Origin of the sequence: Deferrivibrio essentukiensis (assembly GCF_020480685.1) — a bacterium.
Classification (GTDB): domain Bacteria; phylum Chrysiogenota; class Deferribacteres; order Deferribacterales; family Deferrivibrionaceae; genus Deferrivibrio; species Deferrivibrio essentukiensis.
Map to the genome: position 1 here is coordinate 93,431 of NZ_JAJAFU010000004.1, position 26,222 is coordinate 119,652.

22 protein-coding genes are annotated in these 26,222 nt (G+C 35.8%); 11 read left to right on the forward strand and 11 right to left on the reverse strand.

All coding sequences use genetic code 11. The features are described 5' to 3' along the window. Positions 1-147 precede the first annotated feature (147 nt). From LF845_RS03470 to LF845_RS03490, 5 genes are read left to right on the forward strand one after another with little or no spacing between them, the layout of a single operon-like run. The gene (locus LF845_RS03470) at positions 148-1,233 is read left to right on the forward strand and encodes a hydrogenase small subunit (RefSeq protein WP_242819607.1); all 1,086 of its coding nucleotides are present in this window, start codon (positions 148-150) and stop codon (positions 1,231-1,233) included. After that, complete coding sequence (gene hybA / locus LF845_RS03475) at positions 1,217-2,119, forward strand: hydrogenase 2 operon protein HybA (RefSeq protein WP_242819608.1); 903 nt, start codon at positions 1,217-1,219, stop codon at positions 2,117-2,119. The genes LF845_RS03470 and hybA overlap by 17 nt, the downstream gene beginning before the upstream one ends. Beyond that, positions 2,119-3,363, forward strand: a complete 1,245-nt coding sequence (gene hybB, locus LF845_RS03480; RefSeq protein ID WP_242819609.1) for a Ni/Fe-hydrogenase cytochrome b subunit — start codon at positions 2,119-2,121, stop codon at positions 3,361-3,363. The genes hybA and hybB overlap by 1 nt, the downstream gene beginning before the upstream one ends. Then, entirely contained in the window at positions 3,348-5,030 is a 1,683-nt protein-coding gene (locus LF845_RS03485) for a nickel-dependent hydrogenase large subunit (protein WP_242819610.1), read from the forward strand. The genes hybB and LF845_RS03485 overlap by 16 nt, the downstream gene beginning before the upstream one ends. Before the next feature lie 44 nt (positions 5,031-5,074). After that, entirely contained in the window at positions 5,075-5,542 is a 468-nt protein-coding gene (locus LF845_RS03490; RefSeq protein ID WP_242819611.1) for a HyaD/HybD family hydrogenase maturation endopeptidase, read from the forward strand. Positions 5,543-5,717: 175 nt separating this feature from the next. Here LF845_RS03490 and LF845_RS03495 read toward each other — a convergent pair whose 3' ends face one another. The 11 genes from LF845_RS03495 to argB all read right to left on the reverse strand — a co-directional run bounded on the left by LF845_RS03495 (position 5,718) and on the right by argB (position 17,629). After that, positions 5,718-6,623, reverse strand: a complete 906-nt coding sequence (locus LF845_RS03495) for an AEC family transporter (RefSeq protein ID WP_242819612.1) — start codon at positions 6,621-6,623, stop codon at positions 5,718-5,720. Position 6,624: 1 nt separating this feature from the next. Continuing rightward, on the reverse strand, positions 6,625-7,524 hold the full coding sequence (xerA, locus tag LF845_RS03500) for a site-specific tyrosine recombinase/integron integrase (RefSeq protein WP_242819613.1): 900 nt from the start codon (positions 7,522-7,524) through the stop codon (positions 6,625-6,627). Beyond that, complete coding sequence (trmFO, locus tag LF845_RS03505; protein WP_423220567.1) at positions 7,521-8,849, reverse strand: methylenetetrahydrofolate--tRNA-(uracil(54)-C(5))-methyltransferase (FADH(2)-oxidizing) TrmFO; 1,329 nt, start codon at positions 8,847-8,849, stop codon at positions 7,521-7,523. Before trmFO ends, xerA begins: the two co-directional genes overlap by 4 nt. Next, complete coding sequence (gene topA, locus LF845_RS03510) at positions 8,821-11,166, reverse strand: type I DNA topoisomerase (protein ID WP_242819615.1); 2,346 nt, start codon at positions 11,164-11,166, stop codon at positions 8,821-8,823. The genes trmFO and topA overlap by 29 nt, the downstream gene beginning before the upstream one ends. Positions 11,167-11,183: 17 nt before the next feature. After that, positions 11,184-11,600: a DUF494 family protein gene (locus tag LF845_RS03515; RefSeq protein WP_242819616.1), complete on the reverse strand. Its 417-nt coding sequence runs from the start codon at positions 11,598-11,600 to the stop codon at positions 11,184-11,186. A 27-nt stretch (positions 11,601-11,627) separates the two neighbouring features. After that, complete coding sequence (gene dprA, locus LF845_RS03520; protein WP_242819617.1) at positions 11,628-12,737, reverse strand: DNA-processing protein DprA; 1,110 nt, start codon at positions 12,735-12,737, stop codon at positions 11,628-11,630. Positions 12,738-12,739: 2 nt separating this feature from the next. Continuing rightward, complete coding sequence (locus tag LF845_RS03525; RefSeq protein ID WP_242819618.1) at positions 12,740-13,858, reverse strand: M20 metallopeptidase family protein; 1,119 nt, start codon at positions 13,856-13,858, stop codon at positions 12,740-12,742. Further along, the gene (locus LF845_RS03530) at positions 13,855-15,039 is read right to left on the reverse strand and encodes a M24 family metallopeptidase (protein WP_242819619.1); all 1,185 of its coding nucleotides are present in this window, start codon (positions 15,037-15,039) and stop codon (positions 13,855-13,857) included. The genes LF845_RS03525 and LF845_RS03530 overlap by 4 nt, the downstream gene beginning before the upstream one ends. Then, on the reverse strand, positions 15,036-15,977 hold the full coding sequence (locus LF845_RS03535) for a sigma-70 family RNA polymerase sigma factor (RefSeq protein ID WP_242819620.1): 942 nt from the start codon (positions 15,975-15,977) through the stop codon (positions 15,036-15,038). The genes LF845_RS03530 and LF845_RS03535 overlap by 4 nt, the downstream gene beginning before the upstream one ends. Positions 15,978-16,139: 162 nt before the next feature. Then, the gene (locus LF845_RS03540; protein WP_242819621.1) at positions 16,140-16,754 is read right to left on the reverse strand and encodes a protein-L-isoaspartate(D-aspartate) O-methyltransferase; all 615 of its coding nucleotides are present in this window, start codon (positions 16,752-16,754) and stop codon (positions 16,140-16,142) included. Next, positions 16,751-17,629, reverse strand: a complete 879-nt coding sequence (argB, locus tag LF845_RS03545) for an acetylglutamate kinase (RefSeq protein ID WP_242819622.1) — start codon at positions 17,627-17,629, stop codon at positions 16,751-16,753. The genes LF845_RS03540 and argB overlap by 4 nt, the downstream gene beginning before the upstream one ends. Before the next feature lie 146 nt (positions 17,630-17,775). On the opposite strand from argB, the gene LF845_RS03550 reads away from it, so the two are divergent. Genes LF845_RS03550 through mfd form a run of 6 tightly spaced genes read left to right on the forward strand, consistent with a single transcriptional unit; the run spans position 17,776 to position 26,212 of the window. Continuing rightward, positions 17,776-19,518 (forward strand): hypothetical protein, encoded by a 1,743-nt coding sequence (locus LF845_RS03550; RefSeq protein ID WP_242819623.1) that lies wholly within the window; start codon positions 17,776-17,778, stop codon positions 19,516-19,518. After that, positions 19,508-20,470 (forward strand): ADP-ribosylglycohydrolase family protein, encoded by a 963-nt coding sequence (locus LF845_RS03555; protein WP_242819624.1) that lies wholly within the window; start codon positions 19,508-19,510, stop codon positions 20,468-20,470. Before LF845_RS03550 ends, LF845_RS03555 begins: the two co-directional genes overlap by 11 nt. 11 nt (positions 20,471-20,481) lie before the next feature. After that, positions 20,482-21,780 (forward strand): PhoH family protein, encoded by a 1,299-nt coding sequence (locus LF845_RS03560; protein ID WP_242819625.1) that lies wholly within the window; start codon positions 20,482-20,484, stop codon positions 21,778-21,780. A 20-nt stretch (positions 21,781-21,800) separates the two neighbouring features. Beyond that, positions 21,801-22,397 (forward strand): D-sedoheptulose-7-phosphate isomerase, encoded by a 597-nt coding sequence (locus LF845_RS03565; RefSeq protein ID WP_242819626.1) that lies wholly within the window; start codon positions 21,801-21,803, stop codon positions 22,395-22,397. 9 nt (positions 22,398-22,406) lie between these two features. Continuing rightward, positions 22,407-22,886, forward strand: a complete 480-nt coding sequence (gene rfaE2, locus LF845_RS03570) for a D-glycero-beta-D-manno-heptose 1-phosphate adenylyltransferase (protein ID WP_242819627.1) — start codon at positions 22,407-22,409, stop codon at positions 22,884-22,886. Further along, on the forward strand, positions 22,883-26,212 hold the full coding sequence (gene mfd, locus LF845_RS03575; RefSeq protein WP_242819628.1) for a transcription-repair coupling factor: 3,330 nt from the start codon (positions 22,883-22,885) through the stop codon (positions 26,210-26,212). The genes rfaE2 and mfd overlap by 4 nt, the downstream gene beginning before the upstream one ends. Positions 26,213-26,222: the final 10 nt, after the last annotated feature.

The following is a 26,222-nucleotide window of genomic DNA, read 5'->3' on the forward strand; positions in this document are numbered from 1 at the left end:
AGTAAAACAAACTATATTATAGAACATTATGTTATTTTATAAACAAATAATAAATATAGTTTTTTTCTATAATTTAAGTCTTGTCTTTTTTTGAAAATATTATTAATAAATTTTCCTTATAATTTTAATTGGTTTTGTGGAGGTGATATGAAGAGTATTGCAATCAATAGGCGAGACTTCATGAAGATATGTCTTCAAACGACCGCGTTGATGGGACTTCCTTACGGTTTTCATACCAAAGTGGCTGAAGCAGTGGAGAAAGAGAAGAAACCAACCGTTGTTTGGTTGCACTATCAGGAATGTACCGGTTGCTCGGAGTCTTTGCTACGTTCAAATCATCCGGGAATTTCAGAATTGATATTAGACACAATCTCTTTGGACTATCATGAGACACTTATGATAGGATCAGGACATCAGGCTGAAGAGTCACTTCATCATTCGGTATCCGAGAATAAAGGTAACTATATTTTGGTTGTAGAAGGGGCTATCCCTACTAAAGAATCCGGAATTTATTGCAAAGTTGGTGGTAAGACAGCAATGGAATCACTTGCTGAAATTAGTAAAAATGCAGCGGCAATAATATCAATTGGCACTTGTGCATCCTACGGTGGAATACAGGCTGTAGACCCTAATCCAACCGGTGCAGTTGGTGTAGGAGAATTAGTTAAAGATAAACCGATTATTAATGTTCCGGGTTGTCCGCCCAATCCTTATAATTTTTTATCTGTTATATTTTATTATTTAACCTTCAAGAAATTTCCAAAACTTGATGAACTGAATAGACCACAATTTGCATACGGCAGAAAAATTCATGAGCATTGTGAGAGAAGACCTCATTTCGATGCAGGCAGATTCGCTGAAGAGTATGGAGATGAAAACCACAAGGCAGGTTACTGTCTTTATAAGTTAGGATGCAAAGGTCCTGCAACATTTGCAAATTGTTCAGTATTGAGATTCAATGATGTTGGGGTGTGGCCAGTTTCAGTAGGTCATCCTTGTATAGGCTGTACCGAGCCATCAATCCTTTTTAATAAGCCTATTGCTGAGAAGGTCCAAATACATGATCCAACCCCACCGGATACATATCCGACTACAGAAACAAAAGAGCGTGGCAAAGGTGCTGATCCCCTGACTACAGCAGCAGTCGGTGTAGTAGCAGGCGCTGCACTTGGTGCAGGTGCAGTATTATCAAAGAAGCTTCCTAAGGGGGAGGATAGTGAAAAAGAGGACTAGAAGAGAATTTTTAAAGACAACGGCAGGACTTATTGCCGGCACTACAGTCGCAAGTGTTGTAAATGTGGAGGCCAGCGATAAAAATTATACCAAGGATGATTCATATTCAATGCTTTATGATTCAACATTGTGTGTAGGTTGTAAAGCTTGTGTATCTGCATGCAAAAAGACCAACGGAATGCCACCGGTTAAAGGGGATTTTGACATTGAAGGTTTGTGGGATGCCCCTAAAGATTTGGATAGTAAAACCCGCACAATAATAAAGTTATATAAGGAAAATGAGGATAATTGGACGTATGTAAAGCAGCAATGTATGCACTGCGCAAAACCTTCTTGCGTTTCAGCTTGTCCAGTAAAAGCAATGAAACAAGATGAAAATGGTGTAACTTATTACAACCCTGAAGTTTGTATTGGTTGTCGCTATTGCCAGGTGGCTTGCCCTTTCAATATACCAAAATTTGAATGGGAGAAAACATTTCCAAAGATTGTTAAGTGCGATATGTGCAAATATACAAGTTTAAAAAGTAAAGGTGAGCCTGCTTGCACAGATGTATGCCCTGCTAAGGCGGTGATATTTGGGAAAAGAAAAGAGCTACTTGCTATTGCGAAAAGACGTTTGAAGGAAAATCCTGATAAGTATGTTAACCATATTTACGGCGAGCAAGAGGCAGGTGGCACTAATGTCTTGTATCTTGCATCTGCACAATTTGAAAAATTAGGTTTCCCAAAATTGGACAATGCGTCTCCGGCTACATTTACAGAAAACATTCAACATACTGTCTACAAAGGCTTTGTCGCTCCCGTAGCACTTTATGCAACTTTATTTTTTGTTGCAGTCAAAAACAGAGAAAAGAGAGAAAAAGATAATGAAAGGGGGGATAAGTAATGGCACATGAAAATGAATTTGTAACTATAGATAGAAAGATTATAACAAGACCATTTTTGTTTTTATTGTCCATTGTTATTGTTGGATTTGTTTTTATTGTTATTCGTTATGTTAAAGGTATAGGAGCAGTATCAAATTTAAGTGACGGTTATCCCTGGGGGATATGGATTGCATACGATGTAGCCACAGGTACAGCAATAGCCTGCGGTGGTTATGCAATGGCAATTTTAACTTATATAACAAACAAATGGAAATACCATAGTCTAATAAGGTCAGCATTGTTAACCAGCCTTTTTGGTTATGGATTGGCCGGCCTGTCAGTGACAATAGACTTAGGAAGATATTGGAATATGTATAATTTGTTTATCCCTTCAAGATGGCAGTTTAATTCCGTAATGTTTGAAGTGGCTATGTGTGTAATGGCGTATACTTTAGTTTTATTTATTGAGTTTTTACCTGCAATCTTAGAAAAGATGAAAAGCAGAGATAATCGCTTGTCAAAATTAGCCGCATATATTTATCCGAAATTAAACAACATATTGATATTTTTCATAGTGTTAGGAATAACTCTTCCTACTATGCACCAATCTTCATTAGGCTCAATGATGACAATAGCAACCCATAAATTACACCCTATATGGCATACAGGATTTTTACCATTACTGTTTTTGATTAACTGTATTTACCTCGGATTTGCTGCGGTAATATTTGAATCTATATTGTCCTCATTTGGTTTTAATAGGAAATATGAAGTCAATGAGCTGTCGGGGGTAGCTAACATTATCCCTTGGCTGACTGTTGTTTGGGTATCAATAAGGATAGGAGACCTTATTTATAGGAAAGAGATTTCTGACGCTTTTAGCGGTGATTTTTATTCGGTAATGTTTTTGATAGAGTTTCTATTGATATTTATAGGCTCGATAATGCTGTTAAATGAAAAGATAAGAAAATCTCCAAGATGGTTATTTATAACAGCGTGTTTGATACTATTTGGCGGTGGGTTATACCGAATGAATGTCTATATAATAGGTTTTAACCCAGGATACGGATGGAGATATTTCCCTTCATTCTCAGAATTTATGATAACTTTGGGGATAGTAGCCTTTGAAGTATTATTATATCTGATTTTTGTAAAAATGTTTCCGGTATTACCTTCAGGGCACAATACCGAGGTAATTGTTACAGAAGAAGTTCTTGAAAAAAGTGAAAAAATGGCTGGGAGGCTTGAATGGCAAGAAAGATAACTATAGACCCAATTACAAGGATAGAGGGGCACTTAAGAATCGATGTTGAGGTAAATGACGGCAAAGTGACTAATGCATGGTCTTCGGCACAGATGTGGAGAGGGATAGAAGTAATTCTAAAGGGGAAAGACCCAAGAGATGCTTGGGCATTTGCTCAGAGATTTTGCGGTGTATGTACTACGGTACACGCAATTGCGTCCATTAGATCGGTTGAGAATGCTCTTAAGGTGGAAGTACCTCTTAATGCTCAATACATAAGAAATATACTTATCGCTCAACATTCTGTTCAAGATCATATAGTACATTTTTATCATTTATCGGCACTTGATTGGGTAGATATTGTGTCCGCATTGCAAGCGGATTGCAAAAAGGCTGCATATTTGGCTCAAAGTTTTTCGGATTGGCCTGGAAACAGTCAACAAGAGTTTGAAGCTGTTAAGGCAAAATTGAATGCCTTTGTACAAAATGGAAGACTTGGGATATTTGCCTCAGGATATTGGGGGCATAAAGCAATGAGACTTTCTCCTGAGCTTAATCTCATTTTGGCTACTCACTATTTAAAGGCATTGGACTATCAGCGAAAGGCAGCTCAAGCTGTTGCCATTCTCGGTGGTAAAAATCCCCATATACAAAATCTTTGCGTTGGCGGTGTAGCAACAGCGGTTAACGTAGATAACTTGGCGACACTAAATATGGAAAGACTGCTGTATCTGAAATCTTTGATGAAAGAAACGGCGGAATTTGTGGAAAAAGTTTATTTCCCTGATTTGGCAATTTTGGCAAATCATTACAGAGACTGGTTTAAATATGGGAATGGAGTGGATAATTATTTGGCAGTGCCCGAGTTTCCTCTTGATTCAAAGAGTGAGAAGTTTGAGCTTCCAGGCGGTGTTTTTTATGATGGCAATATTAAACCATTTAGAATTATAAAAGACCATATGGATGAATATCTGATAAACTCTATAACCGAATCAATTGCACACTCATGGTATGTAGGTGAAGATAAATTACATCCTTGGGATGGCGTGACTGAGCCAAACTATACAGATTTTCAGGCTGAAGGAAAATATTCCTGGTCAAAAGCCCCGCGTTTTAATGAAAAGCCTATGGAAGTGGGCCCTGTTGCACAGCTTTTTGCCATTTATGCTTCGGACAATGAAGAGGCAAAGCAGATTATAAACGATAGTCTTTTAAGAATAGGGATTAAAATTAATGACTTACAATCAACTATGGGAAGACTCGTAGCAAGGGGTATTAGAGCCAAAATTATGTCAAAAATGTCATTAAAGTTTGTAGATAAGCTTATTGATAATTTGGCAAAAGGGGATAGTGAATATGCAAATCATACTAATATTCCTGAAGGTGAATTTAGGGGTGTTGGTTTTCATGAAGCTCCCCGCGGGACACTATCACATTGGATAATTATAGAAGATAAAAAGATAAAAAACTATCAAGCTGTCGTACCATCAACATGGAATGCTTCACCGAGAGATGAAAAAGGGCTACTTGGGCCATACGAAGCATCACTTTTGGATAATCCTGTACATGACCCGGAAAAGCCACTTGAAGTATTAAGGACTATTCACTCTTTTGACCCTTGTATTGCTTGTGCTGTCCATACAATAGACCCGGAAGGGAAAGAGATTGTTAGAGTGAGAGTTTTATAGCGGGGAGTTTTTCTCCCCCCATTTTTTAATATAAGGGGTGATAATTGAGTAATATAGTTGTTTTCGGAGCTGGAAATATACTTTTGTCAGATGAAGGATTTGGAGTCCATTTTGCAAAATATTTTGAGGATAAATATAGTTTGCCTGAAAATGTCAGTATTTTTGATGCAGGGACTCTTGGAATTATGGCAATGCATATCATTGAAGAAGCAGATTATCTTTACATAGTTGATGTGATTAGTGTCAAAGGGAATCCGGGAGACATATTCATATATGACAAAGAAGATATTATGCTAAACAGGATTCCGACCAAAATGTCTCCTCATCAGATAGGTGTGCAGGAGGTCATGCTATTAAGTGACATAAGGGGTAAATTGCCAAAAGTTGTTAAATTGTTTGGGATAATACCTGAAAGTTTTGAGCCTGGCACATCTTTATCTAAAAACTTGGAAGAAAAACTACCAAAGCTCGCAGATATGATTTTGTCAGAAATTAAGAGTATAAGTTATTAAAGATAAATCTCAAATTGCTTAACAAGAAAGATTAGTCTTTATCATTTTTGGTATTCCGATCGTACTTTGCAGCAATTAATTGTGCACCGGTGGGGGAGTCATTTTTTTTATTTTTTCAACATCTACAAATTCAAAACAATCATTGCACCAATAAATTCTCATAGCAGGATTACCTTTAGGCAATTAGCTTGATTAAAAGTGTTAGAGTTATTCCTGAAAAGATTGTAGTAAAAAATATTATTGCAGCAATCAGATCCGGACTACGATTAAACTTAATTGCATACATCAAGGGCAAAATTGCCGATGGTCCTGAAGTCTGAATAAGTGCTACTTTTGCCTCAAGGTCGGTTATAGTAATGGCTTTGAGTGCAAAGAAGCTAATTAGTGGTGATAATGCAAGTCTGCAGAATACTGCAATAAGTATTATTGAGAAATAGCTTGCTTGAAATTTAATATTAGCAAGCTGTAACCCAAGTATAAAAATAAGCAGAGGGATCGCGGCTTGTGATAAAAGGGTAAGCCCTTTATTGATACTTCCCGGTAGAGTTATTCCAAAATAAGAAAAAATCATTCCTATTATAAAAGCATGAAACAGCGGTATTGAAAATACATCTTTTAATATGTCTACTATTCTGGACTTTCCGCTACTTAGGTAAATAGCAACGGTACTTAGCGAAATATTAAAGGTTATGAAATAGATAACCGAGTATGTTACTGCTTCTGGGCCAAAAGTAAAATATATTAATGGTAGCCCAAAGTTTCCTACATTTATCATTGAGATTGATAGCGCAAAGGGGGTCTTTGTGTTATCAGGGAATTTAAATATTTTTGCAATAATGTATCCCAACAAAATTAGGGATGCAGTTAACATACTCATAAAAATAAACGGCTTTGCAAGCTGGTCAAAAGTGATGTTGTGTTTTATTAGAGATTCAAAAACAAATATGGGGGCAAAAATTGTCAATGTCATATCTGTTATCTGTTTTATGTTTGGATTAAAGTTTTTGTTATAGAAGAATGCTATCCCTATAATTAGAAAAAGAGGTAGCAGAGATTCGTTAAATATTATAAAAAATTCCATTTTATCCTCTTTTTGAATAGGGATGAGCTACATCATATATTTTTAATATCTCAGATAGGTTTAAATGTGTGTATTTCTGTGTAGTGGAAAGGGATGAATGCCCCAAAAGGTGCTGAATAGTTCGAAGGTCAGCCCCATTTTCCAAAAGGTGGGTGGCAAATGTGTGCCTAAAATCATGAGGGCTATAGTCACAGGGAAGGCCTGCCATTTTAAGATATTTTTCAACAATACGTCGTACGCTTCTGTCAGTAAGCCTGGTGCCTAATTTATTAATAAATAAAGCTTCTGGGTTTTTTACCCCTTTTTTTGCCATCAAAATCCTCTTTTGCAAGTAATCCTGAATCATTTCAATATGGAAATAATCTAAAGGGAGGACTCTCTCCTTTTTCCCCTTCCCTTTAACCCGAATTCTAAGTCCATTAAAATCCACATCGTTGATATCTGTAAGTACGAGCTCCGAAACTCGCATTCCGGTGCCATAGAGCATTTCAAGAATAAGCGCATCACGCAAGCCGTCTGGGGTACTTCTGTCAGGTGTCTCAAGAAGATTTAATATATCATCTATATTGAATACCTTAAATAGCTTTTGCTCTTTTTTAGGAAATCTTAAAAGTCTTGAAGGGTTATCTTGAATAAATCCCCTTTTTACAAGAAAGTTGAAAAAAGACTTTAAGCAGGCAATCTTTCTTTCTATGGTAGATTTGCTTAACCCTTTTTCGTAAAGACTGTTTATAAACCCACGAAGGGTAAAATATGAAATTTCTGTTATTTCTTTGTTATCTTTAAGAAAAAGCATCAAATCATTAATATCGTTCAGATATGATTTAAGTGTATGCTGACTGTAACCTTTTTCAACTTGCAAAAAGACTGTAAATTTTGATATAGCCTCTTCCGCTTTCATAAGCCTATAGATTTAACATAATTGTCTAAATCTTCAAGAGCTCTGTTGCTCATTAAGGTTTTTTTAAGTTTTTTATCTTTTATCTTTTTGTCAAGTGGTGGGAGCATTCCAAAATGAAAGTTACTTGGCGAAAAGCCCCCTTTTGGCTCAGTGCTGACATATTCACCTAATGCTCTTAGCGCTGAAGTTATTGGAAAGTCTAACTCTTTTTGACGGGTAAGATATAAAAATAGGTCTAAGGCAGCAGTAAGTCCACTGGCAATAGATTCTACATAGCCTTCAACTCCACTCAACTGGCCGGCTATATACAAATATTTAGATTCTTTGAATTTAAAATTGCGGTTAAGTTTTCCGGGGCTTTTGACATAAGTATTTCTGTGTATTGAGCCAAATCTTAAAAATTCCGCACTCTCAAGGCCTGGAATTAATCTAAAAACCCTCTTTTGCTCACCGATTTTCATTTTTGTTTGAAATCCTACTATATTGTAGGCTGTCCCTTCATTATTTTCTTTTCTTAGCTGGACAACAGCATAATATTCTTCATTTGTTTCAGGATGTCTTAATCCCACAGGGCGCATAGGTCCAAAGGTCAAGGTTTTCTCACCCCTTGATGCCATCTCTTCAATAGGCATACATCTTTCAAAAACAGCTCCTTTTTCAAAGTCTTTAAATTCAACCTTATCAGCGTTTATTAGTTCATTATAAAAAATCTGAAACTCTTCTTTGGTCATAGGGCAATTAAGATAATCAGCCTCCCCTTTATCGTAGCGGCTTTTAAAGAAACATTTGTCATAATTAATACTCCCAGCATCTATAATAGGTGAGATTGCGTCATAAAAAAATAGCCCATTTCCAAATAATTTGGCCAAGAAATTTGCCATTTTTGAAGAGGTCAAAGGCCCTGTGGCAATAATTGTAGGTAGATTAAAATCAATTTCACAGAGTTCTTCCCTTATCAGCTCTATATTTTTATTATTCATGATTGCCTCAGTAACAGACCTGGCAAAGAGATTTCTGTCAACGGATAATGCCCCCCCGGATGGAACTCTGGTGTTAAGAGCAATATTTATAAGTGGACTGTTAAGCTTTAAAAGTTCCGCCTTCAAAAGTCCGTTAGCGGTGTCGAGGGATTCAGATTTTAAAGAATTAGAGCATACCAATTCGCCTAAGAGGTCTGTTTCATGTGCTTCTGTATTTTTTAGAGGCCTCATTTCGTAAAGTCTTACTCTTAATGATTTAGACGCGAGAAAGAGTGCAGCCTCGCTCCCGGCGAGACCTCCTCCCACTATAACAACATCAGGATTTTGGAATGATTTCATTGTCATCAGTTTTAATGGCAGACTTTGTATTTTTACAGTCGGGATATTTGTTGCACGCAAAAAACATTCCACGCCTGCTTTTTTTCAAAACCATCTCTGAACCACACTTTTCACAGTTAAACTTAGCAACTTTTATGATTTGAACTTTCAACTTACCGTCATTGTCCACCGAGATGCTTGAGGTAAATTTACATTCAGGGTAATTTGAGCAACCCGCAAACATGCCGTTTCTTCCAGACTTCACCACAAGATTATTCCCGCATTCTGGACACTTGTCCTCTAATTTATCGTCTTTGTTCAAAAGGATAAATCCACCATCAGGTTTTCTTATAAAGCTTTTGATATTTTTGCATTCGGGATATCCAGAGCAAGCCAAAATTTCTCCAAATCTACTCTTTTTAAACACGAGTGGCTTACCACATTTTTCACATTTAAGTCCTGAATCTTCATGCGGTGCGGCCTCTACAAGCTCAATTTTACCGTTTTCAAGCCTTTTGTAATTTGAAGTAAAGTCGCAGTCAGGATATTTCTGGCAGGCGACAAATGGTCCGTTTTTTCCATATTTTATGACAAGCTCAGATGCACATTTAGGACACTTAATATCCTTTAAAATTAGGTTCATTTTCAAATGCTTTGTAGCATCTTCAAGCTCAGGAGCAAACTTATTGTAAAACTCTTTTAGAGCATCTTTCCAATCAAGCTTCCCTTCCTCTATTTCGTCAAGCTCATTTTCCATTTTAGCGGTAAAGTTGACTTCAAAAATATCATTGAAGTTGCTGACCAAAAGGTTATTTACTATTCTACCAAGCTCTGTGGGGTATAATTTTTTTTGCTCATTTATTACATAATCTCGTTCAAGTAGAGTGGATATGATAGAAGCATAAGTACTTGGTCTGCCAATACCCTTTTGTTCAAGAGTTTTAACGAGAGACGCTTCCGAATATCTGGGGGGCGGACTGGTAAATTGTTGTTTGGTTTCGTATTTATTTGTGGTAAGTTTGTCATCTTCGTTGATATCGTAGAAAAGGTTTTCCTCTTCGTTGCCGTTTTCTTCAGCAGACTCTGTGTATACCTTTGTGTAACCGGCAAATTTCAAAATTTTCCCTGATGCCTTAAACTCATAATCACCTACTTTTATAAATATACTTGTTGAGTAAAATTCGGCATCAGCCATCTGGCTGGCTATAAATCTTTGCCAGATAAGGTTATACAGCTTGTATTGGTCGGCATTTAGATACTTCTTTAATTCTTCTGGATTTCTTAAAGGGTCAGTTGGCCTTATGGCTTCATGGGCATCCTGGATTTTTGTTTTAGATTGGGAAGCTTTTTTAGGCTTTCCGACAAATTCTTTGCCAAAGTTTTGTTCGATATATTTATGGGCTGCATCTACCGACTCTTGTGATACCCTTGTAGAGTCAGTACGCATATAAGTAATAAGCCCTACCGGCCCTTCTTTTGGGATATCGATACCTTCATAAAGCTGCTGAGCAACCATCATTGTCTTTTTCGCTGAAAATCCAAGCTTCCTAATTGCCTCTTGCTGCAGTTTAGAAGTTATAAATGGAAGAGGTGCAGCAGATTTTACAACCTTTTTATCAATTTTGTCTATCTGTGGCTCTGATTTGTTTAAATCGGTAAGAACGTTGTCACATTCAGTTTTATTTTTTATTTCAAAAGATTTACCGTTTTTTTTCTCAAGTCTTGCCTTTATTTCCGTTTTATTAGAATTGAAAAAACCTGTAACAATCCAATATTCTTTTGGTACAAACTTTTCAATTTCTTCTTCCCTTTCACATATAAGTCTCAGAGCAACGGACTGAACCCTTCCTGCAGAAAGTCCGTATTTGAGGGGTTTCCATAGAAGGGGGCTAACCATATAGCCCACCAATCTGTCAAGGATTCTCCTTGATTGCTGAGCATTTACTCTGTTTATGTTTATTTGGCTTGGATTTGCTATGCCTTCTGTTATACCTTTTTTTGTAATTTCGTTAAATTGTATACGATATATCTCTTTAGCTTTTTTCTTTATCTCTTCACTAATATGCCATGCAATGGCCTCCCCTTCTCTGTCTGGGTCGGGAGCAAGATAAACTTTTTCGGCATTCTCTGCCTCTTTTTTCAACTGATCGATGACCTTCTTTTTCCCTTTTATAACTTTATATTGAGGAGTAAAGTTTTTTTCTATATCTACACCTAACTCTTTGTCAGGCAAATCTTTTACATGCCCGACGCTGGCAAGGACTTTATAGTTTTTGCCAAGATATTTTTCTATGGTGCGAGCCTTTGCAGGCGATTCAACAATTACTAAGTTGTATTTAGACATTGAAAAACCTCAGATAGTTAATTGGTAAGATCCTTTTCCTCTTTTAGCTCTTGTCTTAACAAGGATTTTTTTTCAAGAAGTGTGTATAAAATTATCTGTTTTATATTTTCTGCATCTATTTTTGATGCATCTGCATCCATTGCCTTCTCTATAACCTCTTCCATAGAAATGAAATCTAAAAAACCTGTAAGCATAAGCTTTTGAAGGTAAAGCATTGCATCTTGGGTAAGTTTGTTTCTTTCGGAAACACAAAAATGCCTTATAATGGGCATCCCTTCAAATGAATTAAAATCTAACATAGATAATGTTTGTCTTATCTCGTAGTCGTCAAACCCTGTATTATAGAGGAAATCGGCGATATCCTGCTCATTTACAAATGTATTTGAATCGATAAAATCCATTATCAAATTTAAAGCTATAACTATTTTGTCCATCTTATCTCCAATTATATTATAAGAGAATTAGTATATATAATATTTCCCGTCAAGCCCTCTTTTAATTAGATTGTTCAACTCAAGCTCCGTTAAACAAGTCATCAACTCCATAAAATCCATGTTTACTTTCAATATCAGTTCATTAGAGGATAAAGGCTGCTGTGATATCAAATCGTATACGGGCTTGCTTTTATCAGTCAGCTCTATAATATTGCCTTGCTCTTTTTTGTCAATTACTTTTAGATTTATTAGCAGTTGCGGAGTATTTTCTATTATATCCAGATAATTTTCCACAAGTATAGCCCCATTTTTAATAAGAAAATTAGTGGCCACGTTTATGGAATCAGGAAATGTAGGTATTGCATAAAGCTCACGGTTTTGTTCCAGGGCAAGCTTGGCAGTGATGAGTGAGCCGCTTTTCTTAGATGCTTCAACCACAAGTGTCCCCAGAGATAGACCGCTTATAATTCTGTTTCTTTGGGGGAAGTTGTACCAATTTGGTGGCTCATTTAGCCAATATTCAGAAATTATCATACCATTTTCGAGTATTTTTTTCAGATATCTTTTATTTGCGGCAGGATAAACTGTCAATAGTCCGCAGCCAAATACGGCGGTCGTACTCCCTTTTTCTGCTGCTCCGATATGTGCATTTATATCAACTCCAGCTGCAAACCCACTTACTATATTTATCCCTGCTTCAGCTAAGTCGCTTGCTATTTTTGCAGCAATCTTCTTTGCTCTTTCCGATGATTTTCTGGCACCTACAATGGCTATTTTTGGTTTTTTAAGACACTCGAGGTTACCGTATGCGAAAAGTACCGGTGGCGGGTCATAAATATTTCTTAATTCTAACGGATAATTTTCGTCTTCCAGAACGAGCACTGTGATATTATGTTTTTTAATAAGTTTAACCTGCTCATCTACAAAATCATCTTTTAATTGATTAATATTTATAATTTCTTTTGCAATGGTTTCTTTTATGCCAATGTTTATAAGTTCTTCAATTTTAAGTTTAAATATATTTTCGATACTACCAAAGTTGTCTACAATTAAAGAGATGTTTCTTGGTGTTACCCCTTTTATGCTCTTAAGTTTTAAATAAACGTTTATAAGTTGAGAATCTATGTTACACCTCAAAGCTAATGAGTAAGAATCTTAATCCACATATATATGGCATCAAATAAAGGCTCAGCGGATACTTTAAACTCTTTATTATGAATTGGGATAATTTTGTCATTTGTCCTTGTCCCAAATTTGATAAATAGTGATGGGGCAAGTTTGCCGTAAAAGCAGAAATCTTCTCCACCCATAGACAAATGGGGAGATGTTATAAATTTAAATTTATCCCTTTGTAAAATTGATTTAATCTTATGGGAGAGCGAATCATCGTTACAAACAGGATAAGTGCCTTTATCAATCTCAATGTTGCTGACGGTGCCAAAAGATTTATCGATGCTACTTAAAATATTTTTAAGTTTTGTTTCAATAAGCATACTGTTTTCATCATCAAGAAATCTGAAAGTCCCTTTGATAGTAACAGATTCAGGAATAATATTATGAGCACTTCCACCATTAATGGAGCCGAAAGTTAAAACAGCACTTTTCAAAGGGTCTACCATTCTGGATACAATAGCTTGGGCAGTTTGGATAAAGTTTGCTGATGCTACTATCGGGTCTGTTCCTAAGTGCGGATAAGCAGCATGTGTGCTTTTACCTGACATGGTGATGCTAAAATGCCTTGCCCCCGCCATGACAGGCCCTTTCTCTGCATATATTTCACCGATAAAGAGCTCAGGGTCTACATGGAGTCCATAAATTTCTGTAACATTTTCCATCCCGCCATTTTTTATAATAAATTCTGCACCACTTACCCTCTCTTCTGCCGGCTGAAATATAAATCTAAGGTTTGAATTAAGTTTTAATTTTTCTTTTACAATAATTTTTATAGTTTCAAGAAGGGCGGTTGAATGAAAATGGTGACCGCAGAGGTGTCGGTAAACAGTTTTTTCATCATTGTAAGGTAGTGCATCGATATCTGCTCTGATGGCTAAAGTGGTATCTTTGTTAAAATTAAGTGTTCCAAAGCAGCCTGTATTAAGATTTGTAATACTTTTGATGCCTGCTTTGCTCAGTTCATCGATGATAAACTGTGTGGTTTTATACTCTTGAAAAGATGGCTCGGCAAGTCCTTCAAGAGTCGTAAAAGATTTCATTATTTCCGATTTGTATTTTTCTATAATTTTATAACTATTTGTCATACTTGTATAATATCAAAATAATTTCCAGTAAGTGACACTCCTCCATTTTTAGTAACTACAAAAGTATTTTCAGTGCCAACCATACCAACATTTTCAATCCCTTTTTTAGGCTCTATGGCCATAACAATATTTTCCACAAGGGGCTCCTTAAAACCTTTGGCAATAACCGGATATTCATCAACAACAAGCCCAATTCCGTGCCCTAAAAATTTTACTTTATTTGGCCCAAATCCCATAAAATTTACGTCAAAATCTTTATCTATTTTATTCATGACTTCAAAGTAGATTTCCTCAGGTATATTTCCAGGTTTAAGCCTTTCTGCAACCATATTTTGGATTTCCACACATTTTTGGTGGTAGTCATAGGCTTTTTGGGGGATTTTTCCAAATGCGTAAATTGCCGTTTTGTCTGTGTGGTATCCTTCAAAGTCGCATGCTATATCTAACAAGACTACCGAGTCTTTTTTCAATTTTTTTTCAAAGCTTCCAAAAAGTGGCACAGCTGCTCCTAAGCCTTTTATACCGGCAGGGCCGTCAAAAGAATTATAATAGTTACCGCTATCATCAAAACAGATGTTGCCAAGATACAACTCAGCGTTGAAGGAGCCCATTCTTGTAAGTCCAAAGCTACCAAGTGCGATAGATGCTTGGAGAATTTTGCTGCCAAGCTCGGCTTCGGATATCCCTTCTTTGAGCAAAGTAGGGACTATTTCATCTTGAGTTTTTCTGTGAATTTCTCCCGCTCTTTTCATTAATGATAATTCAAAATCGGTTTTAACAGCTCTGCTTTTTGCAACAGCCATATCCAAGGATTTAAAATTTTTTATACCAAAATATTTGTTGAATCTCTCGATAAATGCTACAGGCACTACCTCTTTTTCAATGTGTACGGTTTCAAAGTTATTTCCAATATCTTCAGCGATATCTCTAAAACTATTTATCTTAACTATCTTACCTATTTTTGACTCAATGAGAGCTCTTTCATAGCTTTTTCTTACATATAATACCGGGCTTGCATCTCTCGGAATAAAAAATGCTCCATTTTGCATTGTTCCAGTGAAGTAATACATATTTATTTTGCCAAAGATAAAGCAAGCTTCCCAATTTTCATCAAGCTCAGCCATATATTTTTTGAATTGATTTAGTCTAAGTTGTAAGTCATTTTCAGGTACCACAATCATATTAACTCCTCTGCCTTTAACTGTTTTGTTTTTATAAAATTTTTTAATTTCCCTAAAACCCTTTTTTCAATCTGTCTCACCCTTTCACGTGTGATTCCAAGGTCTTCCCCTATTGCTTCCAAGGTCTCCTGTTCACCACTAAAAAGACCGTATCTTCTTGCAATAATCTCTTTTTCTGTATCAGTTAAAAACTCCATCCATTTGAGAATTAATTCTCTCAAACTTTGAGATTCGGCAATTTTATATGGGTCAATGCTTAAATTTTCATCAGGAATTATTTCATGCAATGTAGCATTTTCCCCCTCACCTATTACCTTATCAAGTGAGGTATCCTGTTGAATTGCATCAAAAACCTTTTTCAGTGTAGATAATGGCATTTTACAGGCAGTTGATAATTCAAGCATAGTAGGTTCTCTCCCTTTTTTTTGCTGGAATTCTGCTTGAACACGCATTACCCTGTTTATATTTTCGGTCATATGTACCGGGATTCTAACAGTTCTGCATTGGTTGGTTATAGCCCTTTCAATAGCCTGCCTTATCCACCATGTGGCATAAGTGCTAAACTTAAAACCCTTTTTATAGTCAAACTTTTCAACTGCTTTTAAAAGCCCGATATTCCCTTCATTGACTAAATCTTCAAGGGGTAGTCCTCTGTTCATATATTTTTTTGCTATTGAGATTACAAGTCTTAAGTTTGCTTCTACCATCTTTTCCTTGGCGATGAGGCAACCATTTTGTATCTCTTTAGAAAGCTTAATCTCTTCATCTTTAGTCAGCAACGGTATGTTTGCGATTTCATTTAGATAAATTTTAAATATTTCAAGATCATCAGCGGCACTACATTCGATATTTTCAGATTCTAATATTTCAAATGAATCACTGTCAGAATCCTCTTGAGGCTCGTCAGGAATTAAGTCGTCTTTGAATTCCTCATTCATTCTATCCCCCAAATAATTAGAGCAAAAAAAAGACTAAAAGGCAATATTAAAATTGAATATATCGATATTTTTGTGAAAAAAAGTTAAACACTATATTGTGTCAAACATTTTTGCACCTAATGTTCGTTCAACATTCACTGTTCACTTTTCACTACTCACAGGCTACACAACAAAATCGACGAATTTGCACTCTTTACTTGTATTTTTAAGTATTAGAGCATCATCCTCTTTTTCGGCGATGACAATTTGATTATTTAGCGGGAGAACAATTCTACCACCATTTTTTAATTGGGATACCAGTGCTTCGGGAATTTCGGTGTGCCCTGCAGTAATCAGTATTTTATCAAATGGTGCATTTTCTTCCCATCCTGCTTTCCCGTTGTCGATTTTAAAGCGAATATTACCAAAATGCATACTTCTTAAAATTCTGGAAGCCCTTTCATACAGCTGAGGAATTCTTTCAACAGTATATACAGTTTTGCAAAGTCTTGAGAGTATAGCTGTTTGAAAACCTGAGCCGGTGCCTATTTCAAGTATCTCATCCACTTTGCAAGGCTCGAGTAGATAAGTCATGTAAGCGACGGTGGAAGGTTTTGAAATCGTTTGTCCATAACCGATTGGCAGTGCGTTATCCTGATAAGCTATATTTACAAGTGCTTCATCTACAAATTTATGTCGAGGGACATTTGAAAAAGCTTCAATAATTTCTGTATTGTTACAACAGTTGACAGCAATAATTTCTTTTAAAAACTTGTCAGGGACTTTTTGGTATATCATAACGTGATTTGAGTCCCTATTCCAGTATCCGTAAAAATTTCAAGTAAAACGGAGTGCTTTATCCTCCCATCGATAATGTGAGCTTTATTTACACCGTTTTCAAGTGCACTTAGAGCACAATCTACTTTTGGAATCATACCCCCTTGAATGGTTCCATCTTTCTTCATGATGCGTATCTTTTCTTTATCAAGGGAGGAGAGTAAGTGTTTATCTTTATCCAAAATTCCGCGCACATCGGTTAAGAGAATTAGTTTTTCGGCTTTTAATGCAGATGCAACTGCACCGGCCACAAGGTCTGCGTTGATATTGTAAGGTTCGAAGTCATCCCCAATCCCAACAGGAGCTATTATAGGGATAAATTCATCTTTGATGGTATCTATAACTTTGGTATTGACACTTTCTACTTCACCTACATGTCCAAGGTCAATTATTTCAGGAGTTTTTACAAGTTCATTCTCTTCATTTATAACCAACTTTTTTGCCTTAATCAGCTCGCCGTCTTTTCCGGAAAGCCCTATCCCTTTGCCGCCATTTTTGTTGATTAAATTTACAATGTCTTTATTTACTTTTCCGGCTAATACCATTTCAACTATATTCATTGTTTCTTTGTCAGTTACACGCATCCCTGACACAAATGTGCTCTGTATATTTAATTTTTTTAGCATTTCCCCTATCTGGGGGCCTCCGCCATGAACAATTACGGGGCTAATACCTATGTATTTTAACAATACTATATCTTTAGCGAAACTACTTTTAAGCTCTTCATCCACCATTGCGTGGCCGCCATATTTGATGACGATGGTTTTCCCATAAAATTTTTTTATATATGGGAGGGACTCAACCAAAACAGAAGCTTTTTCAATTAATTTTTCCATATTTTCTCCTGAAAATAGCATACTTAAACTCTTTTAGTTATTTTTGTATAAAACTTCAATAAGATATTTTTTATTTGCATAAGTGAAACATAACTGGACTGTTCAATATGTGTTGATTTGATGTTGTTATTGTTGTAAAAATGGGTATGGATAAACTAGTTAAAGATATAATTCTAACCCTAAATTTAAGCATTGTCAGTGAAGTTGATGAGAATGAAATTATTGAGTGTTATAATTTTTACTTTGATAATTTTGGTTATCATTTTGTTAAATATAAAGAAAATAGTATCTTACTATTAAAAGGGATTTATAAGGATTTTGTAAGAGTCATAAAAGGGGAAAAGTTTTTAAAAGACAGTGAGTTTACAAAACTTTCAGAGCTTTTGTCTGACATTGAGAAAAATATAGGCCAAACATTTAGCGCAAAAGTCGTTAAAGGTACAAAAGACCTGGTTGATATTACCTTAGTAGATAGTTATGAAAAATTGTTATTGAAAGACAAAATATTAATAAATAGGCCTCTTTCAGGTGTAGAATATAGTATTTGCAGAAATGACAGCGCTGACTATGATAATCTTTATTTTTTCTCTATTTTCAAGGATATTTTCCCTTTTACAGTTACACCTCTGACAGCTTCAATATTAAGCAGTATTCCTGAAGTTTTGTCAGTAATTTTTGCTCATGCAAGCTTCAGAGTCTATTCCCCTTCTGTTAAGCTTTTGTGGGGTAAAGTTTATGGTAGCTTGAGTACTTACCATATGGCTTTTGAATCTTTAAATGCAGGGGAGTCACTGCTAAAGTTAAATTACTCACAATTTCGCTTTCTTAAAGATAAAAAGAAAAAGTTGAAAAATCCAAAAATATCTATGCTTGAGATTTCTGAGAATGAGATTAAGGAATTTATAAAAGAGGCTGATGAAAAGGCGGATCGTATTGATGAAACGTACATATTTGAACCTGAGTTTTTAGAACATATTTCTCTTCTATTTCTTGCGGCTCAGATGATTTTTTTGAATTTTATTAGCCAGTTTATGAAAATATATGATGAACTCGAAAATTTAGATGATACTTTAAGACTTATTTACAAGACAAGAGCAAAAAGCCCGTTTTTTTCAAATAATGAGATTGTAGTCCCTGAGTCGTTTGATTTGAGCTCGGGTTTTCTGAAAATGTGTGTATATAGTGGACGGAAGCCATTATCACCTAAAGAGGAGACTAAAAAATATTCAAAGCTTAATGTTTTTAAAAGAAAGAGGTTGGAAAGCTCGGTTGCAGAGATTCACAAAACTCTTGATTTGAGGGATGAGCTTTCTTTTACTTCTGTGAGGGTTTTTACAAAGATAAAGAGTGTATTAAATAAATTGACAGAAAAACTTCTGGGCGAATCTAAAATAAAACATAAAGATACTATTTATTATATTGAATATAATGACTTAAAAAATATTTTGGATGATAATTACTACGGTAATATACAGTTTACTTATTTCTTTAAAAAATGGCAAACCGAGCGGTATAAGCTGCAGATAGTGCCATATGAGATATTTGAAAAAGATATACCGGATGTGGAGAAAATAGCAAAAGGGATTATTGGTAAGTTGTTGAGTCAGAAAGAGTTTGATATTTTATCATTCTTTCACAAAGATGATTTCAATGGTAACTTAAATGATGTTCGTATATATGAAAATTTAGCTTTTATGAAAGACAACTCCAAAAAGCCTATTATTACCGATAATATATCTTTGCTTTCATATGCCATGGAGTATGCAACAATAAATGAAATACCTGTGTATTCAGGTATCAGATTTCCTGAACTTGTTCTCAAAGGTGGAAACTTTTTTGTGAGCAAAAGTAAGCTAAAGGTAAAGCTCGGAGACGATTTTGACAGATAGGTGCAATGAAAATTTTGATAAAATATCTGACTGCCTGCACTCAAAAGAGGTCTTGTCAGTGCTTAATGAAACTGATGTCGAAATTGTAGACAGGGTCAGGGGGATGATTGCCGGGAATATCCTTGGAGATATGCTTGGGCTACCTTTAGAAGGTACAAAGGGGAATATTCAACCGTATCCGCCTTTAAAACTAAATGAAAAATGTGTTACGGAAATAAAAAAGATAATCTGGAGTGATGATACTTCGATGTTGATAGCTTTAGCATTTTCCTTATATGAGTCGGACGGCAAAGTAAACACGGAAAATGAAAGAAAGCATTATTTAAGATGGTTTTACGAAGGTAGGTACACCCCTGATGGCAGATCTTTTGGGTATGGTAATACAACTAAGGAGGCTTTGATTTCTGAAAGGGCGGGCACTGACAGAAGCTCAAATGGAAATGGTGCACTTATGCGCTCTTCAGTTATAGTCCCTTATTATTTGAAAAAAACTGACAGAGAGCTTGATGAGGCAAGCGCTAATTCATGCGCTGTTACCCATGGGCATCCGGTGAGTATTTTTACAAATATGATCTACACTTATATTTTGAAAAAACTAATCTATGGATATTCTTTTGCCGAGAGCTTAAGACTGGCAAAGATAAGATATTATGATATGATAAGTGATATTAATGAGATTTTTGAAAATCCCGTTTTCTATACTACGACTGCCTACTGTGTGACTACACTGCAAACATCCTTGCATGTTAACCTCGAATCAAACAGTTTTGAGGAGGCTTTGGTAAAAGCAGTTAATCTCGGTGGTGATGCTGATACAATAGGCGCGGTAACAGGTGCATTGGCAGGAGCAAAATATGGATTTGACAATTTAAGTGAAGGTTATAAAAGTGCAGCTTTAAGTGTTATAAAAACTTATCCTGCACTACAAAAATTTTTTAAAGGGATTCTTTAAAGGGGTGGAAAATGACTAATTATGTGCTTGATACTAATGTGTTGCTCTATGATCCGAATGCGGTTTATGGCTTTAATGGGGACACACTCAATATTCCCATTACGGTAATCGAAGAGATAGACTATTTCAAAAAAAATATGGATCAGACCGGCTATAATGCAAGGTATATTGCAAGATTTCTTGACGAGCTTAGAAAAGAGGGTGATTTGAGGGAAGGGGTCAAGCTTGAAAACGGGACAACTGTTCGGGTCAATGTGTGCAATGATCATCTTGCATCTAAAATTTCAAGTGATTTGATAAAAGACAAAGCAGATAATCTTATACTTTCAGTAGCGCTATGGTTGCAGGAGCATGAGAAAAAAGAGGTCATATTCGTTACAAAAGATGCAAATCTCAGAATCAAGTCCGATGTTTTAGGGATTAAATCTATCGATTATGAGAAAGATAGAGTTGAGACAGATAGATTTTTTGAGGGTACAAAAGTAATTGCTATTAAAGATGAGCTTGTCGACAAACTATACAACAATGAGGTTGTTAAGTTAGAAAAAGAATTTTTACCAAATGAATATTTGAGGGTAGAGTCTGAATTGAATCCCAAGAAGAGTGTGTTGGTAAGATTTGATAAAATAAGTAATGGTTTGGTTAAGATTAAAGAGTATAAGGATGGACTTTGGGGGATAATTGCCAGAAATTCCGAGCAAAGATTTCTCTACGATGCTTTGACCAATGATTCTATAAAGCTTGTCTGTATTGCAGGTATTGCAGGGACAGGTAAGACCCTTTTGGCTATTGCAGCGGGGCTTGCAAAGACTATAGATGAGAAGAAGTATCGTAAGCTTTTGGTATCAAGACCAATTTTCCCGATGGGGAAAGATTTGGGTTTTCTCCCAGGTGAAATAAAAGATAAGCTTGCCCCTTGGATGCAGCCTGTTTACGATAATTTAAGCTTTATCCTTGAAAACACAAATGAACAGTCTACGTATAAAGAGCTTTTTGAGCAGAACCTTGTAGAGATAGAGGCATTAACATATATCAGAGGTAGAAGTATCCCCAATCAATACTTTATAGTGGATGAAGCTCAAAATCTGACCCCACATGAAATTAAAACAATACTTACAAGAGCAGGTGAAGGGACAAAAATTGTGTTGACAGGTGACCCTAATCAAATTGATAACCCTTATATTGACTACTACACAAACGGGCTTACTTATGTTATGGATAGATTTAAAGATGATGAGATAGCTGCCGCGGTGACACTCCTTAAAGGGGAAAGATCAATTTTGGCGACGAAAGCGGCTCAAAAACTTTAATATTATCATTTGGAGGCGTGATGGAAAAGTTTATCACTGATATATTTGAAGAGATTCAGGAGACTCAGAATAAATTTTTTGCTGAAAGTATCCCTGTGCTGTCATCTATTGCGGTAGAGATAGCCAAAACTTTTGTAAGTGGTGGGAAATTGTTTATTTTTGGCAACGGGGGGTCTGCTGCTGATGCACAGCATATTGCTGCTGAGTTTGTAAACAGATTTAAAATGGAAAGGCCACCTTTGCCGGCGATAGCTCTTACAACAGATACCTCAGTTTTGACTTCGATAGGTAATGACTATACTTTTGATGATATATTTTTGAAGCAGGTGCAAGCTCTTGTAAATGATAACGATATAGCATTGGGAATTTCAACGAGCGGTAATTCTGAAAATGTATTGAGAGCATTAAAATATCTTGCAAAAAATAACATAAAAACGATAGGCTTTTCAGGAAAAGATGGTGGTAAAATGAACGGTCTGTGCGACATACTTTTTAATGTGGACTGTAAAACTACAGCAAGAATCCAGGAAGTTCACATCCAGGCTGCTCATATAATATGTGAATTGGTAGATGAATTGATGTTTGGGCAGTTTTCCGATTTAATAGTAAGATTGTAAGGGGTAAAAGTGCTTGCAAGAGAGAGGGTTTTATCTCCCGATAGATTAAAAGACAGATTAAATGATATTAATGGCAAGGTAGTATTTACGAATGGTTGTTTTGATATTTTACATATCGGCCACTTAAGGTATCTTGAAGAAGCTAAAAAGCTTGGAGATATACTTGTTGTCGGTGTTAACAGTGATGACTCAGTCAAAAGATTGAAAGGGGAAAAACGCCCCATTAATAAGTTGAATGAGCGTATGGAGATGCTTGCCGGGCTTAAGCCTGTTGACTATGTAACGTATTTTGAAGAGGACACTCCATACAATTTAATAAAACTTCTTGTCCCTGATATACTTGTAAAAGGGGGGGATTGGAAGGTGGATGAAATTGTTGGCTCCGATATAGTGCTTGATAACGGTGGGGAAGTTTTTTCTTTAAATTTTGAAGAAAATTTTGCCACAACCAACATCATAGAGGAAGTTATCCGAAAATATTGCAAATGAATACAATTTCTAATCTTTGGGGGGCATCCCTTTCATATCATTTAAAAAAAATAAGAGATAAGGGTAAAAACACTTTTGTTGTCGTCAAAGATACACAGCAGCTTGAAAAATTGTCAGGCGATTTTTCATTTTTCTTTGGTGAGGACAGCTACTTAAGGTTTCCGGAATATACCATCCAACCTTTTGAAATGGTAAGGATAATGCCTGACGTTATCAGCGAAAGGGTAAAGACTCTTTACAGGCTTTCAAAAACATCAGGGAATATCATACTGGTCACACTCTACAGTTTATTAAAACTTTTGCCAACCAAAGATGTTTTTAAGGAGTCAATTCTTGAGTTTAAAATTTCTGATGAGTTGTCCAGAGATGAAATAATATACTATCTTGATATACTTGGTTATGTTAACGTTGAAGTGGTTACGGATAAAGGTGAATTTGCCTTTAGAGGGGATATATTTGATGTCTACCCTGTTACGTCAGATTTGCCTGTGAGAGTTGAGTTTTTTGATGAAGAGATAGAGTCTATATATACGTATGATATTGATAATTTCAAGCCTGTGGAATCTCTTGAAAAATTTACACTTCTACCTGCTACAGACTTGATATATGAATCTGCTGAGATTTCAAAAAAGATTCCCAATATTCAAATAAAGGAAAAGTTTGAAAACTTTGGAAAATTTGGGGGCTATTTTTGGTATGCACCTTATGTGTATCAAAAGATGGATACCATATTTGACTATTGTGCCGGTGAAAAAGAGATTATCTTTGCCTTTGATGATATTCAAGAATCACTTGATAATTTTTATTATAACCTTGAAGAAAGGCTTAAAGATGTGGACGACTATCTGATTAATAATTTTTTGAGAAAAAAAGATTTTGGCAGGCTCATTGAAAATAATGTTACGGTAATGGTGGATTATTCTGGCAGTCCGACTGTAGTGGAAAACTACAAAAATATGGCATTAAAGCTTAGTTATGAAAAGAACAATATCTATCACTCTATTGAAAGTTTTATTGATATATTGAAAGGTTATAAAGAATTCAAAATTATTGTGGCAATTGATAACAAAAAGTTTGAAGAGGTTTTAAAGACTTTTTTAAATGACCATCATATTTATGTCAATGAGATAAAATCGTATGAAGATAGCTTGAAAAGTGGTGTGTACCTTTTAAAAAAGAGGCTTTCCGGCGGATTTATTGACGAAGAAGATAAAATCTTTCTTGCCTGCGATTTTGAAATATTTGGTTTTGCAAAAAAGAGAAAAAAAACTATATCCAAAAAAGATGCATTCAAAACCAATATTACCGATTTGCAGGCGGGGGATTATGTAGTCCATATCGATTATGGTATAGGACTTTATAAAGGCCTTGCTCATAAGGAGATTGGTGGTGTTGAGGGGGACTTTTTAGAGCTTGAATACAGCGGTGGCGAGATACTATATGTCCCCATTGACAGTATTTCACAAATTCAAAAGTATTTCGCCTCAGGTCATACGGAGCCAAAGTTAAATAGCCTTAAAAGTGCAAAGTGGGCAAATCTGAAGCAACAGGCAAAAAAGAGTGCCAAGAAAATTGCCATGGACCTTCTTAAGCTTTATGCAGAGAGAAAAGCAACAAGAGGGAAAGCCTTCTATGGAGAAGACAATACTTATCTAAATATGTTGGAAGATAGCTTTGAATATGAAGAAACAGAGGATCAATTGGCGGCAATTTACGATGTGTATTCGGATATGCAATCGGACAGACCGATGGACAGACTAATTTGTGGTGATGTCGGTTTTGGTAAGACTGAGGTGGCTATCAGAGCTGCATGCAAAGCTGCATCCAGTGGCAAACAAGTGGCGGTAATATGTCCGACGACAATTTTGGCTAAGCAGCACTATGACACATTTTCCTCAAGAATGAAAAATCTTCCGTTTACAATAGATTATGTATCACGATTTAGAACAAATAAGGATATTAAAAAAATTTTAGCTGAGCTTGCTGAAGGTAAGATAGATATTATCATAGGTACCCACAGGCTGTTGTCAAAAGACGTAATCTTCAAGGACTTAGGGCTTTTGATAGTTGATGAAGAGCAGAGGTTTGGAGTATCGCATAAAGAAAAAATAACAAATATGAAATCAAATATCGATGTTCTTTCAATGAGTGCTACCCCTATCCCGAGGACATTGCAAATGTCTTTGTCAGGCGTAAGGGATATAAGTGTCATAGAAACACCGCCTGTTGACAGACTCCCAATAGTGACAAAGCTTGTCAGCCATGATGAAGAGGTTAAGGGGGCAATTGAATATGAATTAAAAAGAGGTGGGCAGGTATATTTTCTTGAAAATAATGTTGCCAGAATAAATGAAACTGCAGCATGGATAAAAGCGCTTATCCCTTTTGCAAGGATAGATGTGGCACATGGACAGATGAGCTCAAATTTGGTGGAGAAATCTCTTGAAAAATTTTACGATGGTGATACCGATATACTCGTTTGTTCTACGATTATTGAGAATGGGATAGATGTTCCAAATGCCAACAGTATCATTATTAAAAACGCTGAAAATTTTGGACTTGCTCAGCTTTATCAGTTAAAAGGGCGTGTGGGCAGGTCTACCAGAAGAGGTTACTGCTATCTTTACATAAAAAACTTTAACGGCTTATCACAGCTTGCCAAAAAAAGGATTCAGATTGTGGAGCAATTAAGTGATTTGGGGAGTGGTTTTAAGATATCGTCTTACGATTTGCAACTTAGGGGAGCCGGAGATTTATTTGGTGCAGAGCAGTCGGGATTTGTAGTAAATATAGGGTATGAGCTTTATTTGCAACTTATTGAAGAAGCTGTAAATGAACTAAAAGGGGTTAAAAGAAATATTGTAAAGACAGAGATTCAGTCTTCATACCCTTATTTCATACCTGCTGAGTATATCAGAGATCCGAAAGTCAGAATCAATTACTACAATAGAATTGCAGAAATAACAAATATAGAGGATTATAATTATCTTTATGATGAAATACGCTCAATTTACGGAAGTCTTCCTGAGCCGGTAGAAAATTTACTGTGGATTATGTTAATAAGAAATCTTGCGTCAATGCTTAATGTTGTTAAAATTATAATTCTTTCTGGAAAAGTAAAACTTCAATTTCATGAAAAAACAGCATTCTTAGACCCGAATATGTTTTTGGAAGCTATGAAGAAACTGAATATTACGGGGCTTTTTACGGGTAGCTTTGAATTTACGGTGAGAGGAGCGGAATCTGTAATATTATTTGAGAATACATTTAAAATGCTTGATTATTTAAATGAAATACTGAAAAATAGTGAATTATTAGCTAAATAAAATATCTATC

Bases quoted from the DNA above. Each gene is read 5' to 3' on its own strand.
- LF845_RS03565 (WP_242819626.1), top strand. From the start codon at position 21,801: ATGGAAAAGTTTATCACTGATATATTTGAAGAGATTCAGGAGACTCAG.
- LF845_RS03485 (WP_242819610.1), top strand. From the start codon at position 3,348: ATGGCAAGAAAGATAACTATAGACCCAATTACAAGGATAGAGGGGCAC.
- hybB (WP_242819609.1), top strand. From the start codon at position 2,119: ATGGCACATGAAAATGAATTTGTAACTATAGATAGAAAGATTATAACA.
- trmFO (WP_423220567.1), bottom strand. From the start codon at position 8,849: ATGACAATGAAATCATTCCAAAATCCTGATGTTGTTATAGTGGGAGGA.
- LF845_RS03530 (WP_242819619.1), bottom strand. From the start codon at position 15,039: ATGATTGTGGTACCTGAAAATGACTTACAACTTAGACTAAATCAATTC.
- mfd (WP_242819628.1), top strand. From the start codon at position 22,883: ATGAATACAATTTCTAATCTTTGGGGGGCATCCCTTTCATATCATTTA.
- LF845_RS03560 (WP_242819625.1), top strand. From the start codon at position 20,482: ATGACTAATTATGTGCTTGATACTAATGTGTTGCTCTATGATCCGAAT.
- argB (WP_242819622.1), bottom strand. From the start codon at position 17,629: ATGGAAAAATTAATTGAAAAAGCTTCTGTTTTGGTTGAGTCCCTCCCA.
- xerA (WP_242819613.1), bottom strand. From the start codon at position 7,524: ATGAAAGCGGAAGAGGCTATATCAAAATTTACAGTCTTTTTGCAAGTT.
- LF845_RS03550 (WP_242819623.1), top strand. From the start codon at position 17,776: ATGGATAAACTAGTTAAAGATATAATTCTAACCCTAAATTTAAGCATT.
- LF845_RS03535 (WP_242819620.1), bottom strand. From the start codon at position 15,977: ATGAATGAGGAATTCAAAGACGACTTAATTCCTGACGAGCCTCAAGAG.
- LF845_RS03540 (WP_242819621.1), bottom strand. From the start codon at position 16,754: ATGATATACCAAAAAGTCCCTGACAAGTTTTTAAAAGAAATTATTGCT.
- LF845_RS03525 (WP_242819618.1), bottom strand. From the start codon at position 13,858: ATGACAAATAGTTATAAAATTATAGAAAAATACAAATCGGAAATAATG.
- LF845_RS03495 (WP_242819612.1), bottom strand. From the start codon at position 6,623: ATGGAATTTTTTATAATATTTAACGAATCTCTGCTACCTCTTTTTCTA.
- topA (WP_242819615.1), bottom strand. From the start codon at position 11,166: ATGTCTAAATACAACTTAGTAATTGTTGAATCGCCTGCAAAGGCTCGC.
- LF845_RS03515 (WP_242819616.1), bottom strand. From the start codon at position 11,600: ATGGACAAAATAGTTATAGCTTTAAATTTGATAATGGATTTTATCGAT.
- LF845_RS03470 (WP_242819607.1), top strand. From the start codon at position 148: ATGAAGAGTATTGCAATCAATAGGCGAGACTTCATGAAGATATGTCTT.